This window comes from Emticicia sp. (assembly GCF_049241225.1).
Taxonomy (GTDB): Bacteria; Bacteroidota; Bacteroidia; order Cytophagales; family Spirosomataceae; genus Emticicia.
Genome location: NZ_JBMLRC010000023.1, coordinates 1 through 14,267, shown reverse-complemented (window position 1 = coordinate 14,267; position 14,267 = coordinate 1). Strand labels below are relative to the sequence as shown.

The following is a 14,267-nucleotide window of genomic DNA, read 5'->3' as shown; positions in this document are numbered from 1 at the left end:
CCAGTTATGGTTGGAGTGACAGCATTCGGAGCGGTTGGAGTACTTGCAGGAATAGTCGTGCAGGTGGCTGATATTGAGTATGTTCCGACATTTGAAAGCGTTAAACTTGTCCCCGTAGCTCCCGTGGACCACACCACCGTTCCTAATGCACAATTGGCAGTTAAATTCAGGTTATTTGGCGAACACACAACTTTTTGAGTCGGAGCATTAATTGTTGGGGGGCTTGGTTTGGCTTTTATTTCAAGTCCATTGATAACCGCACTTGCATCGGAAGTACAATTGCCCACTGTACAAGTTGCTGATAATGAATAGGTTCCGACATTTTCAAGGGTTATACTCGTGCCACTCGAACCATTTGACCAAACTACCATTCCCGTACAGCCCGTGGCTGTCAATGCTAAAGTACTTGGCGAACAAACTACTTTCGTTGTTGGTGTATTAACAGTAGGCGAGGCTACATTACAAGCAGCACTTACACTCATCGTAATTTCATTACTCGTAGCTGTCTTAGGTGATGCACAAATATTATTACTAGTCATAATGACTTTTATTTTATCACCATTCACAAGGGTTGAACTTGTGTAGGTAGGCCCCGTTTCATTTGGAATAGTTAAATCATTTTTTTTCCAAACGTAAGTAGGTGTTGTACCACCATGAGTTGGCGTAGCCGTAAAAGTTACGCTTGTGCCAGTTGTTATGCTACTACTCGGGTTGACAGAGAGAACGACTGATGGCGTAAGCGACTGCGGAGCTAAACTGCCGCAACCTCCGCCGAGTGTAATTCCTCCCCCATATTCTTCATCTACAATCCAGTTAGTGCTGGCACACGGAATATTATTGATATTTCCACTTGCATTATACGCAATTATGAAGTTTACATCTGCTTCATTGACAATCTCCCATCGGTTGTTTGGAGAACCTGACCAGCGAATCACATAACCAAATCGATTAGACCATTTGGGTGCATTATTAAGTGTGCCATTTGGAGTATAAACGGCTGGTGCTTGTGGTGGTCCAGAGAACCCTAAGATTCCTCCCCCTATATAAGTTATTGTAATATTGCTTGGTGTGAAACTACATGAACTGACCGCCATCGTAATTTCGTTACTAGTAGCCGTTGCAGGCGAAGCACAAGCATCATTGCTTGTCATTTCTACCTTAATTTTATCACCATTAGCCAATGTAGTAGTCGTTAGAGTAGCTCCCGTTTCATTCGGAATAACGGTATCGTTCTTTTTCCAAACGTAGCTTGGCGTTGTACCACCATTGGTAGGTGTAGCCGTAAATGTTACGCTCGTGCCAGCCGTGATGTTACCACTTGGATCAGCAGCAATAGTTACCGAAGGTGTTTTTAATTCACTAATGGTTACAGCGGTAGTTGCAGTTGTAGTGGCACAACCATTCGTACCTCCTACAATATAAGTTATTGTGTAAGACCCAGCCGTGCTTGTGCTTGGGTTGATTGTACCGCTATTGGCATCAATGCTTAAACCCTGAGTTGATGTAAACGCTCCGCCAGTTGAACCAGTAATCGTTACAGGGGCTTCGGTTGTACTCTTACAGAAAGATGTATTACTATATGCAATACTTTCAACATTAGGGCATGGTGGACATTCGTTTTCAAACACCCCAATGTTGTTGGTGCAATTGATACCATCGCCCGTGAAGGCTTGCCAGCCCGTGGTTGGTACTTTTTCGGCATTGGAGCTATTGTAAAAAACATATTTATTATCGGCATTGGCAATGTACCAGCCTTCGGGATGGGCTGGGTCGCCAGAACCCCAATAAAATAGCCTGTTTTGGTCTTCGTCCAAGAAGTCAGGTCTTTCGTTGAAAAGGCCAGTCTGGGTGTAAATTCCTCCATAATTTCCGCACAAATCCTTTACACACATAATGAGTGGTACAGCCGGACGTACACTTTTGGTGACAGCAAAACTACTGTTTTGATCTATTGTGCAAATAGAGTTCGTACTAATAAATGCTCCCCAGCATGCTGATGGCACATCTAATGAAGAACTGTTGTTATATAAATAGGGCATACCAAAACCAATTTGCCAATTGCCACTAGCTCTATAACTTAATTCGTAATTGTTAGGCCCTATCAGAACAGGTCTTTCATTGACATAACGTACTGATTTATATGTTCCATTGAATTGAGGAAGACAATTATTATTGATGACTACGGTTACTTCAAAGTCAATTTTTTTAATGTATTCTCCTTCGGTTATCCTAAGGTTATTACCAATACATCCATTTTCGACAATTTGCCAGCCAGTTAGGGGTGGTGTATTAGCAGTAGATGATACTCCGTAAGCTACCCCCGTTGAGCCGCTAATCACCCAGCGAGCATTCGTATCATCGTAGTAAAGTTCGTTACCATCCGAATCAACAAATTTTTTCTTACCGTTTTGGGTGCCTGTTTCGTTGTATGTACCCGCAAGATTACCACAATCAGTATAAATGGCATAGCGTTCGAGTATCGTTAGGTTTACGGTAGTCGTACCACTGTTTGCAAAAGGTATAGTAAATTCTCCAGTTGTAGTTGCCTGAAAACGTTGAGCTCGTGAATATACGTATGTAGTAGGACCAATTCTTTGACAAGTTTTGCTTGACATAGCCTGGTCGCAATTTGTGCCTGTAGGACTCGCTCCAGACCAATAATTAGTGATGTTAACTGGTGTACAAGTTTGGACAAAAGATGCAGGCATATCTGGTGTGCGAAAATTAGCAGTGTTTGGAGATTTACATGTCCCATTGTCAGTCACAGCGTAGCTGTAAATAACTTCATCTTTATAGAAGGTATTATTAAACGTACCATCTTTGTGATAGAATCGGTTACCTTTAGGCAAGTTGCCTGATTCCCAGACTGGTTTTATATTATCAGAACTGGTGATTGGGCAGTTGGGTAGTGTTTGTGCTTGGGCGATACCAATACAACACAAGAGCCACACTTGCATGAAAACTAAAACCCGATTGAACGGGGTCAAGGATAAATTTAACATACGCTGTTTGATTTTATGTTTAAATTCTTTCGTGTATTCGATGATTAAACTCTCTTTTTTACAGAAGACTGTATTATAATGTGTGAATGCCAGACTTTTATGACTGGCTATTGTCAACTATTTCAAATTGTAAAATTCTCCTTGTCGTTTTTCAAAATCTTTGGAGCGTCGGCGGGAAAAAACAAATTGGTGGCCGTTTATCATTTCGGCAATGACCAATGAGCCTTTTTTCGTGTAGTTTGAAACATGATTGAGGTTAATGACCTGCCCTCGGTTGATTCGGAAGAATAATTCACGGTCGAGTTGCTGTTGTATAGTTCCCAAAGTTTTGGCCGATGTGATTGAGTATACTGCTTCCAGCGTAAAGATTTTGGTATAGTTTATATCGCTTTCCAGATACAAAATTTCATACAAATCAATCTCTTGCTTTCTGGTAAGTTTTAGTAATGACATGTCGGAAATACTAGATTGTTTTTGTTTTATAGGTATTTATTAGCCAAGTTTCGTCAGATTCTAAACTTTTGCATGTATTTTTGTAGATACTTAGAACCTGTTAAACTTTACAAAAGTATATGGCACCTTTCGCCATATCAAAGCCCAAATTACCCATGTTGGTCAAACGTTTTATTTGTAAGCAAACAGTCTAATATTGTAAGTGAAAGTTTTTCAATTTTAGATTTTAGAAATGGTAAAGATGAATACCCTCATCATTGATGATGATAAGTTGTGGCAGAAATCGATCAGTAAATTTGTTCAGATGAATCCGAGTTTAAATTTGGTGGGTATGTGTAGCTCTGCAATGGAAGCTTATGCAATAATGATTGAAAAGGAGATTGACCTCATTGTGTGTGATATAGAAATGCCCGAAATGTCAGGCATTGATTTTATCAAGAATATTAAAAATCCTCCTTTGGTGATTTTTGTTACTTCTCACCGAGATTTTGCTCTCGACTGCTACGATGTTTCACCTGTTGATTTTATGCTAAAACCCCTCGATGTACCACGTTTTTTTCTAAGTATCGAAAAAGCCAAGCAACGCTTCGTTAGCCCGACCGAAACTTTGACCGTTAAGCCCTACCTTTTTATCCGTGAAAACAATACGTACGTACAGCTTGCTTACAGCGAAATTGAATACATGGAGTCGGAAGATAATTTTTTGAAAATAATTACCCCCACCCAAACCTATATGCCAATACTGACAATTAGTAAAATGGAACAGGGGCTAAAAGGTGATGTGTTTATGCGAGTGCATCGCTCGTACTTGGTCAATCGTGAAGCCATTGCCAAGATTGCTAAAAATGATATTATCTTACATTCGGGCAAAACTATTCCAATTGGTGACCAATACCGCAATCAACTCAATCGTAAGCATATAGAGAGTAATCTTATTAGTAGAAATAATTAAGCAAAACCACAAGCTTAAATTAAATAATTATGTGCCGATTTTTCGTTGTACTTTTCTTCTTCATTTGTTCTTTTCATTCCATTTATGCTGTACCTAAAGTATCTCAAATCAACACAAAAAGCCAAATAGATAGTTTAATATGGCTTTTTGATGCTGAAAAAAATAAGTCAAACAAAATAAAAATTATGTTTAATGCTCCTATACGTCATAGCGAGTATTATATTCGACCTACTTCAATAATTGATTTATATGGCAAGGCAACGAAAATTGCAGAAGATTTAGGAGATGAAAAAAGTGCTATAAAATTTCTGATTGAAATGGCATATTTTGAGCTGTATGTAAAATATGATGAACCGAAAGCCTTCAAGCTCTACACTCAGGCACTAAGGTATGCAGAAGAAGAAAAGGACAATGACTCTATCGCTATAATATGCTACGGTTTAGCCGCTATAAATGAACACCAAAACTTTAGGGCTGAAATGTATAAATATTTTTTTAAGTCGATCGAATATAGTTTAAAGTCTCCTAATTTTTATTATCCTCCTTTTCGATGGACAGTCCATTTTTTATTGGAAGATAACAGAGTAATAGAAGCTTTGAAGATTAGCCAGCAAGCAGTTAATCAAGTCGATAAAAACTTCACTCCAGCTGAATTTAAGATCTTGGCATACGGGTATCATTATGGCGTGTTGAGGAAAATTAAAAGTAAAAAACTAGAGGCTGATATTTATAAGCAAAAAATCATTAATCTTTTGAGTGGTGTTAAAACCCTTACAAAATCTCAAAGCTACGATTCCTTCGCCACAGTTTGTTATGAGGTTGAGCAGTATAAATTAGCTATATTTTTTGCCAATCAAATATTTGAAGCATCTGATAGTGATAGCAAAACTGAGTCATCAAGGATTGTAATTTATGAAATAATCTCTAAATCTTACGAAAAATTGGGCGAATATCAAAAAAGCTTGGAATATTACAAACAATATTCAACAACCTATGTGAGTGTGCTTAGAAATTTATTTAGTTTAGAGTCAGGTAGAAAAGTCATACGAGCTGAAGGAGAACAGAATCTGCTCTTGAAAGAAAAAGAAATAGAAAAAGAAAAATTATACCGTAATATAAGTTTTGCAGTTGCGGCTCTTATCATCTTTTTTGGGGCAGTTGTCTTCTTTTTTTATCGAAGAGAGCAAAAACAAAAAGCTGAACTTGCAAGACTCAATGCTACCAAAGACCGACTTTTTGCCATTCTCTCGCACGATTTACAGTCGCCGATTGCCAATTTACAAACCTACATGAATCTCATTCAGTGGGGAGCATTGAACCAAGAAGAATTTGCTGAATCTACCGATAATTTTAGTTTTCAGCTCGGAAACGTTCGGTCAATGCTCGAAAACGTGCTCAATTGGTCAATTTCACAAATGGGCGGTATCAAGCCAAAATTTGAAACTTGTAAGGTTCAAAGAATTATCAATGAAGAATTAGAATTATTGACTCTTTCGGCAAAAAATAAAGGTATTCAAATCAAAAACCAAATTGATGAAAGTTTAGCTCTCAAAGCTGATAAAAATCATTTGGCTTTTATTTTCAGAAATCTGGTGCAGAATGCCATCAAATTTTCAAATACTGGTGGAGAAATAGATTTAAGCTACGCTAAAGAAAATGGAAAAGTAAAAATTTCGGTGGCAGATAATGGCGTTGGAATGTCAGACGAGACGCTCAAGCAACTATTCAAACTTGAACAAACAAACTCAAAAATGGGAACAAATGCCGAAAAAGGCACAGGTTTAGGTCTAATTCTAACCAAAGAATTTGTAGAAGCCAATGGTGGAAACATCAGCGTTGAAAGTCAGGAAGGGAAGGGGACAAAATTTACTTTAACTTTCTAAAAATACCTATACTTTCGGCTCAACCCACAAAGCACCTAAAGCCAAAACAAGCATCAAAAGCCATAACCATTCGGGAATCTCAACTGAAAGTTTCTGAGTTTCACCAGATTTTGTTGGACTGGTGTTTAAATAAGGTTGTAAGAGATGAGATTTAGCAAGCTGAGTCTCTGAATTTTCAACAAAAACCTCGACTGAATCACCCAACTTTTGCCAACCAGTTGCTCGGAAAGTATAATTAACTTGACTTGAAAATGGATTTATTGCTGATTTTTGAACGTTAACTGTATCTTTTTCTACTTTAATTTTTACTAAAGATTCCTCACTATTAATGGTGATTTCAGTAGGAGAATCTTTGAAAACTGGTGCTGAAAGCAAAACATTAGTTGCGTTGGATGGGCGAAGTAGATGCAATGCACCTTGCCAAATTTTCATGTAGCTGAGGCTATCGCCACTCAACATCAGTGGAAAAGTTTCATTCAATAAACTGACGCCAACAGTTCCATTTTTTTTCTGAATAGCAATCGGAAAATCTCCAATACTTTTCTGAAAGTCATGGGCTTGAATCGAATACGGCAAGGCCGTTAAGTCAGCAGAAATAGGAATGTTTTCTTGGATGCTAATTCTTTTAAAAGTCCAATTTGTGCCAAGTGCTTGATTAATACTTTTGGCGGCTACATCAGCCTGCGAAAGATTAATAAAAAATATACCTTTTCCTTCTGAATAGGCTTTTTTTACAAGGCTATTTGTCGCATTTGAGGGATCAGTAATGATAAGGTCAGGTGTAAAATTAGAATCAATTTGGTTGATTGACACTGCACTTTGCGTGTTCTTGGCTACTGTACTGATGATTTTTACTTGATTGCCATTTCTGCCCAGCCAATCGGCCAGTGTTTTGCTTTCAAAATCAGGGTTTGTGAGTATCATCAACACTCGAAACGCTTGGTTTTTTTGAGCAAAAAACTCAATACTTCGTAATTTGTCTTCATCGAGAAATAAATCAAAAGAACTTGCTCCAAGGGTAAAAACTGGAACCTTTAGGCTAAAATTATTAAAACCTTTGCTCAGTTTTAAGCTATCAATAGTCTGTTTTCCCCATTTTAGATACAAAATATTACTTTCAGTAAGGTTTATCTTCCCCGATACTTCTTGCATATCACCTTTTCGCAAAACCGCCGACCAATGTAATTCTTGTAATTCATTTTCTTTGAAACTCGGAATCCACTCAATTGCATGACCAGCAACTTTACTCAATATTTCAGGCTTTGCGTCTTGCCCTACAATAAATACTTTTCCGACTTGATTCGCAAAGTTTGGGTTTTCTATCAGGCTTTTATCAAAAGATTTCTGAGAAAAACTTTCTTTAATTTTAAGGCTATCTTTCAGTTGATTGACAACGCTCAATGGCACATCATTACCATATACCAAAACCCGATTACTATCAGTCGATTTTTCCCATTTCGGATTGATAACAAATAGGCAAACTATTAACCACAAAACTAAGTTTAGTGCAATTTTTATCTTGAATCGCTTACTTGATTTTTGTTTGCGTAAAGTAAAAAATTGAATACCTAACAAAGCAATCAAACCAATTGCCAAAAGCCAATCGTAAATCGTGAAATTTTGTATGTGTTGAATCAAGTTCATTTATAATAATAGAGCGAAATTCTATTTTGCTCGTAAAATAATCTTAGAAATGGGAAATAATTTCTTTTCTTAATCATTAAGTTTCGTAGCTAAAATAAACCACAAAGAACTCAAAGTAACCACAAAGCTCACTAAAAATATATTTTGTGTCCTTTGTGAATCCTTAATGTTCTTTGTGTTAAGAAACTCTAATTAAATTTTCACAGAGTAGCTATTTTATAGCTGCACATGCTTCCAATAGGCTTTTTCTAAGCGTTTTTCGCCTTTGTAAGATTGAGTATTGGGATTTTTGTTACTCGGTAAAGTTTTATTAATTAGCCCAAATAATTTAGTTTTTAGTGTCAGTTTATCATCTTCTGATAAATCTTTGCCATTGATAAGCTGCTGTAATGAACCTAAAATACTCCAATTGGATAAACTACTATTCACTACTTTATTACTAATGGCCGAACTAAGCTCCATCAACTTTAATTTTTGGGCATTATTTAGTGCTTTTTCGGCATCTTTGCTCGAAATAATACCCAAAACCTCGGCCATCAATGCCTCAATTTGTTGTTGACTGTATGTTTTTTGATACTTGAAAGCCGTATTAAACTTGGTCAATTCGCCCGTCATACGTTTTTCTTTTTCTTTGATTGGGGGCGGGTCGAAACTGGTTTTCTTGACAAAGGTTCGAGCTTTTTGCTGAGCAGACTTCAATAATTCCAATGCTTTTTTCTCATACGGAATCGCTTTCTCGGGTTCATACATTCGCAAATGTAATTCCGATTGCCACATTTGTTCCAAAGCACTTTTTAATAAACTTCTCGTTGATTGCTCATAAAATGTATTGGCTTCTCCATCATCGTGCGAATGCACATAATCGGCCAAAAGACTCGCAACAGGGTCATTTTCATTAGTATTTTCCGCCCCGTGTGAGTGTTCGTGTTCGTCATGTTTTTCACCATCTTCGTGGTCGCCTTCACCCTCATCGTGGTCGTGTCTGAAACCTTTTAGCATATCACCATCGGTTTTTACATCACTTGGCAAGGCATTTACTCCACCAATCGCTCCTTCATTTTCTTCGCCTAAATATTGTCCGTAGCGGAGGCGGAGGGCTTTTTGGTCGAAACCAATTTCATTGGAGGTGCTATTAAATGCTTCCTTTGAAAGTTTTTTTCGTTGAGCAATCAGTTTTTCGGTATCAATAATTATTTGGCGTTGACTTCTAAAATATTCGGGCATGATATTCATGGCCATAGTTGCCAAATCAGCCTCTTCGGTTTGTGAAGTGTCTTTATAAACAATAAAATAAGTATCCGATTTCGTGAAATTTGGTGTTGGTCGTTTATTATCAATGGCTGCCCAATAATAGTAAAGTTCATCGCCCGGAGTAAAGTTAAGAGCCTTTAAATCAATGTTTTTGCTCACAATGGTCGATTTGAAATTGGCTTGTGAAATCGGAAATTTCACTTCTCTAAACTTCACATTTTCGCCCGAGCCACGAGCCAAAGTAGCCACAATAAAGGCTTGATTTACCAAAAAGTCATCGGAGATTTTGGCCGAAACCTGTATGTTTTTCGGGTCTTTCAAAAAATGTAATTGATATAATTCTTTAGAACTCGGTTCGATTTTTGGAGCTAAATCAGGAATTGCTTCGAGTCGATAAAAATCAGATTGATAAATGAGTGAATCGTGCCAATAGGCTTTGAAAGCATATAACCCAGAGCTAATCAGTTGGTCGGAATATTCAAAACTTTCTCCCAATTTTTTGAAACTAACTTCATCTCCTCGATTATTGCTAAGTTTTACGGTCAAATCGTTTGAATGACTAAATTTTAGTTGCCATTTTAGAAACGAACCGCTAATGGCCGAAATATTCATATTATCCGACTCATTGCTTGACAAACCTGTGTAAGTAGGAGGGGTGATAGTTAAGGTTGCCGATTCAAATTCGGGTTTTATGATTGGAGTTGTAGGCGAATTTTGTAATAAACTACTTATTTTTGCTTGATTCTGCCCAAATTTTAATGATGAGGAGAAAATATAGAAAGCTACACAACTGACGAAAAGTCCTAAAAATAACAACAGTTTTTGGTCGTAAACCAGTGGTGTTTGATAAGTATTTTTTGAAAAAAGGCGTTCGAGTTGCAGTTGTTCGGCCAAATTGGGTTGCTCAACATTCAGCAGGTCGAGACTGTATTCGGTATCACACAACTTTTGGTGAATGAGCTTGATAGCTTCTGTTTTTTTACTTTGAAAAAGCTTTTGTTGAAAAGCCATACCTACAAAGGCAAGCACCATAGCTACCAAAGCCCAAAGTGTAGAATGACTGACTAAAAGCACCAAGAAATAAGCCGACCCCGCCACCAATAAACATATCAGAGCAGCAACGGCATAAAGTTGCAAATTAACTTTTGCTATGATTTGTCGGAGTTGATTCATGCGTTTTTCGTAATTGCGAGCCATCGCTCAAGGCCTACTAATAAAATAAAAATCAATAAAAGGCTTTTTGAAAACCATTCATTCGATGATTTTTGTGGGTATTTCTGAATTTGAAAAATATTAATTAACTCATTATCAGTCAATGGCTTATAGGCTTGTAAGTCATAAAAGTCAATAATTTTATTGCCTAAGAATTCGGGTAATTGCCCATTAAAAACCCATTCGTTGTTTTGGGGTTTCAATAATTCTTCGAGATAAATTGCGTTTTGGGTATTTTGAGGGGTAATCTTTTTCCAAAACTTTGTTCCTGTCAAGAAATATAAACTATTATCCGAAGTCGGTATTGATTTATCTGAGAAAACTATATCGTATTTTTTATCATTTTTTGCTTCATTGTCAATCTCAAACTCCCATTCGTAAATTTCTTTTAGAGCCATTAATGCGGCTGAAATTTGCTTTTTTTCAATGGCATCAGTATTGAAAATGCCGACTTTTAAAGCTCCACTATTTACACTTTCTCCTGTTGGTTGAGCTGCATTTTTTGATGTTTTTAAGAGATTGGCTTCATCAACGTAGCTTTTTTTATTTTCTGAAAAAGATAAAAACTTTGTCTGTTTGGATGAATCAATTACCGAATGAATCTTGAAATCTGTCGGAACAAATATGGCAGGTAATTTTGCCATCGATTGCTGATTTACAAAGTATAATTCGAGTGTTTGGTTGTTTATTTCATTGCTGATTTCATTGAGTGCAATTTGCATACTCGTTGCGGCAATACTTTTTAATGCTTGCGATGGAATATCATTCATGTCATCAAACTGAACAGGTTTTGATGCTAACCAATAGCATTTTTCTCCTTTTCTGAGTGCTTCCTCAATCTCGAATTTATAATTCTCTAAAACTAATTGATTGGGTTGAATTAGATGAATCTTTGCTGTTTCGGTAGAAGATTTTGCCCATTTTATTAAAGGTTTCGATAAAATAAAACCCAAAAGCAACAATAGTAAACACCTGATAATGAGCAATAAAATATTATCCAGTCGAATTCCTCTCGACTGTTGAAGGTTTTTCTCGCTCAACCACTGAGTGGCCGCCCAAGCAATCACTTTACCTTTTTTTTGATGCCAAAAGTGAATAACTATCGGAATAGAAATTGCTAAACTTCCCCACAATATGTATGGATTCAAAAACTCCATCTTTAGAAATTTCTCTTTTTAATTGATTCCAAAATTACACTCACTATTGGTGTTTCTAAATTTGCTCTGAACAAATGCACAAACGGCTTTTGCAGAGCAGTTTCAATGTTTTTAAGGTAAGTTTCAGCGTTTTTTCTTACCTCATCTTTTATGGCTTCTGCCTCCAGCTCAATCTCCTGCCCAGTTTCTAAATCTTTGAAGCGATAAAAACCTTTGAGGTTAAATTCTTGCTCATGTTTACCCAAAATCTGAAAAATCAGAATCTCTCGGTGCGGGTTTGCTAAACTCGAAATCAAGCGAATCCATTCATCATCTACTTGCAGTAAATCTGATGCCAAAATCAGTACCTCTTTTTGTTTGGCAGAACTCAATGCAGGAAATTTCGGGTCTTGATTTTGCCATTTTCCATTGGCCTCAGCCTTTTCGAGCGTGTATAAAATTCTCTGAAACGATTGTTTACCTGAACTTACTAAGGTCTGTAATTCACCATTTTGAAGACCATATAAACTCATTAAATCTCCTTGTCTATACCCCAGATATGCCAGCGATGCCAATAAAATCTTGCAATACTGTATTCGGCTCACATTATTTTCAACATAATTCATCGACCCCGATAAATCAATCATAAACTTGAGGTGAAAATTACTTTCGGTCGAAGATTCTCTTACCAAATGTTTATCGGTGCGGGCATATAATTTCCAGTCGATTCGCTTGGGGTCATCGCCAGGTTCGTAGTGTCGGTATTGCTCAAATTCAATGCCGTAGCCATAGCGTTTACTATGATGAATGCCCAACATCAGTTGTTCACTCACCAGTTTCCCCGCCAGTTGTAGGTTATTGAGTTTGATTAGTTCGGTTGTAAGCATCAGCCCATATGGAGGGAATAAAAATAATGATTGAGAAATTATTTTAAAATATCAAATCCCATTAGGGATTAAATATCGGTAGAATAGAATGGTAGTTCCAAAAACCAAAAGTTCCGTAGGAACGATATATTCATTGGTCAATTAACTCTTTGAAAATATATTTTTCATCATATTCTACTTCAAAAGCATCTAAAAAAGCCAAATATTCCTCCCTGAAAGTTCTCCTTTTATGATGTTCTTTTTGTTTTTCGATGTATTTAATGACATCTTTTATCTGGGATTTTCCGTATGAAAAAGCTCCAAATCCTTCTTGCCATTCAAACTTGCCTTTTACAAAGCCTTTTTCATTTATCCATTTTGAGGAACTTCCTTTTATATCTTGCAATAATTCAGAAACTGACTGATTAGGTCTAATACCAACTAAAATATGAATATGGTCAGGCATACCATTGATTATAAGCAACTTATGATTATTACTTTGAATAATACCTGTTATGTATTTATACAACTCATCTTTCCATGTGCTTTGAATAATCCCAGTTCGGTACTTCACTGCAAAAATTAAATGTAGATGGATTTGAGTATAGGTATTTGCCATATATTCAATATTTGGGTTTGGCTTGAAATGATTTTAGTACGGTATAACTTCAAAGATTGTTAGAAAACTTACTTAAGCTTTATCGGAGCGAAATATTAATATATCACCTCAATTTTAATATATCATCCCTACGGGATTTGAAATTTTAGAGGCTTTTATTTCTACCGATATTTTGCCCCTCTGGGGCTTATAATTTTGAATGTCTGATTTTCTACTTTTCCGACATACTGCTTCTACAAGGCATTTATTGGTTTTTATTACCTAATTTTATTTCTTCAACAAATCCTTAATTACATCGTCGGTTGAAATTCCTTCGGCTTCGGCTCTGAAATTTAATGCAATTCTGTGCCTTAAAATCGGATAGGCGAGTGCTTCAATATCTTCAGGTAGCACCGAAAACCGTTCGTTTAGTACCGCTCTTGCTTTTGCACAAAGTACCAATGCCTGACCCGCTCGTGGGCCTGCACCCCATTCGCACCATTCTTTTACATAAGTCGAATTTGTGGTTGCTGGGCGAGTTGCTCTCACGATATGATTGATTTTTACAATTAATTCTTCGCTGATATGTACTTGACGAGTAAGTTTTTGCAAATCAATGATGTCGTTATCAGTCATGATGGTTTGCAAAACTGGTTTGTTTGTGCCAGTAGTGCTTTTCAAAACATCCAATTCTTCGTTTTCGGAAGGATACCCAAGTTTAATATACAACAAGAATCGGTCGAGTTGAGCTTCTGGAAGTGGATACGTTCCTGCCTGTTCGATTGGGTTTTGAGTAGCAATAATCAAAAATGGTTTCGGTAAATCGTAGTTTGTTCCTGCATACGTTACCTTATATTCTTGCATGGCTTCGAGCAAAGCCGCTTGCGTTTTTGGAGGCGTACGGTTGATTTCATCGGCCAAAACAATATTGGCAAAGATTGGTCCTCGATTAAATTTGAAGAATTTTTTGCCAGTTTCGTGGTCTTCTTCCAAAATTTCAGTACCAACAATATCACCTGGCATGAGGTCAGGCGTAAACTGAATTCGCTTGAATTTCATGTCAAGAGCTTTTGATAAAGTGCTTACCATCAAGGTTTTCGCAAGTCCTGGTACGCCTTCGAGCAAACAATGTCCGCCTGCCAAAAGTGAAATCAAAATTTCGTCAATGGCCGTTTGTTGACCGACAATAACTTTGGCAATTTCTTTTTTTAGTAGTGGTAATTTGGCTACTAATGTTTTGTAATGATGAAGTTCTTTGGTTTCCAATTTT

10 protein-coding genes are annotated in these 14,267 nt (G+C 36.9%); 2 read left to right on the top strand and 8 right to left on the bottom strand.

Annotated elements, in window-relative coordinates:
• Positions 1 to 3,002: hypothetical protein (locus tag ACOVO2_RS01445; RefSeq protein WP_421768258.1), on the bottom strand; the 3,002-nt coding region annotated here is incomplete at its 3' end.
• Between the two features lie 117 nt (positions 3,003 to 3,119).
• Positions 3,120 to 3,455 (bottom strand): LytR/AlgR family response regulator transcription factor, encoded by a 336-nt coding sequence (locus ACOVO2_RS01440; protein ID WP_421768257.1) that lies wholly within the window; start codon positions 3,453 to 3,455, stop codon positions 3,120 to 3,122.
• Between the two features lie 241 nt (positions 3,456 to 3,696).
• On the opposite strand from ACOVO2_RS01440, the gene ACOVO2_RS01435 reads away from it, so the two are divergent.
• Complete coding sequence (locus tag ACOVO2_RS01435) at positions 3,697 to 4,407, top strand: LytR/AlgR family response regulator transcription factor (RefSeq protein WP_421768256.1); 711 nt, start codon at positions 3,697 to 3,699, stop codon at positions 4,405 to 4,407.
• A gap of 185 nt (positions 4,408 to 4,592) precedes the next feature.
• Complete coding sequence (locus tag ACOVO2_RS01430) at positions 4,593 to 6,290, top strand: sensor histidine kinase (protein WP_421768255.1); 1,698 nt, start codon at positions 4,593 to 4,595, stop codon at positions 6,288 to 6,290.
• 6 nt (positions 6,291 to 6,296) lie between these two features.
• Here the strand turns inward: ACOVO2_RS01430 and ACOVO2_RS01425 are convergent, their stop codons facing one another.
• From ACOVO2_RS01425 to ACOVO2_RS01400, 6 genes are all read right to left on the bottom strand, one after another.
• Positions 6,297 to 7,934, bottom strand: a complete 1,638-nt coding sequence (locus ACOVO2_RS01425) for a hypothetical protein (RefSeq protein WP_421768254.1) — start codon at positions 7,932 to 7,934, stop codon at positions 6,297 to 6,299.
• A gap of 216 nt (positions 7,935 to 8,150) precedes the next feature.
• The gene (locus ACOVO2_RS01420; protein WP_421768253.1) at positions 8,151 to 10,358 is read right to left on the bottom strand and encodes a hypothetical protein; all 2,208 of its coding nucleotides are present in this window, start codon (positions 10,356 to 10,358) and stop codon (positions 8,151 to 8,153) included.
• Positions 10,355 to 11,545, bottom strand: a complete 1,191-nt coding sequence (locus ACOVO2_RS01415) for a BatA domain-containing protein (protein WP_421768252.1) — start codon at positions 11,543 to 11,545, stop codon at positions 10,355 to 10,357. Before ACOVO2_RS01415 ends, ACOVO2_RS01420 begins: the two co-directional genes overlap by 4 nt.
• Positions 11,546 to 11,556: 11 nt before the next feature.
• Entirely contained in the window at positions 11,557 to 12,420 is an 864-nt protein-coding gene (locus ACOVO2_RS01410) for a DUF58 domain-containing protein (RefSeq protein WP_421768251.1), read from the bottom strand.
• Between the two features lie 130 nt (positions 12,421 to 12,550).
• A complete protein-coding gene (tnpA, locus tag ACOVO2_RS01405; protein ID WP_421768250.1) occupies positions 12,551 to 13,018 on the bottom strand; it encodes an IS200/IS605 family transposase in 468 nt (155 codons plus the stop codon).
• A gap of 267 nt (positions 13,019 to 13,285) precedes the next feature.
• Complete coding sequence (locus tag ACOVO2_RS01400) at positions 13,286 to 14,263, bottom strand: AAA family ATPase (RefSeq protein ID WP_421768276.1); 978 nt, start codon at positions 14,261 to 14,263, stop codon at positions 13,286 to 13,288.
• Positions 14,264 to 14,267 lie beyond the last annotated feature (4 nt).

What these genes read in the sequence shown, in the direction of transcription:
- ACOVO2_RS01420 (WP_421768253.1), bottom strand. Translation starts at nt 10,358, where the DNA reads ATGAATCAACTCCGACAAATCATAGCAAAAGTTAATTTGCAACTTTAT.
- ACOVO2_RS01410 (WP_421768251.1), bottom strand. Translation starts at nt 12,420, where the DNA reads ATGCTTACAACCGAACTAATCAAACTCAATAACCTACAACTGGCGGGG.
- ACOVO2_RS01440 (WP_421768257.1), bottom strand. Translation starts at nt 3,455, where the DNA reads ATGTCATTACTAAAACTTACCAGAAAGCAAGAGATTGATTTGTATGAA.
- ACOVO2_RS01430 (WP_421768255.1), top strand. Translation starts at nt 4,593, where the DNA reads ATGTTTAATGCTCCTATACGTCATAGCGAGTATTATATTCGACCTACT.
- ACOVO2_RS01435 (WP_421768256.1), top strand. Translation starts at nt 3,697, where the DNA reads ATGAATACCCTCATCATTGATGATGATAAGTTGTGGCAGAAATCGATC.
- ACOVO2_RS01425 (WP_421768254.1), bottom strand. Translation starts at nt 7,934, where the DNA reads ATGAACTTGATTCAACACATACAAAATTTCACGATTTACGATTGGCTT.
- tnpA (WP_421768250.1), bottom strand. Translation starts at nt 13,018, where the DNA reads ATGGCAAATACCTATACTCAAATCCATCTACATTTAATTTTTGCAGTG.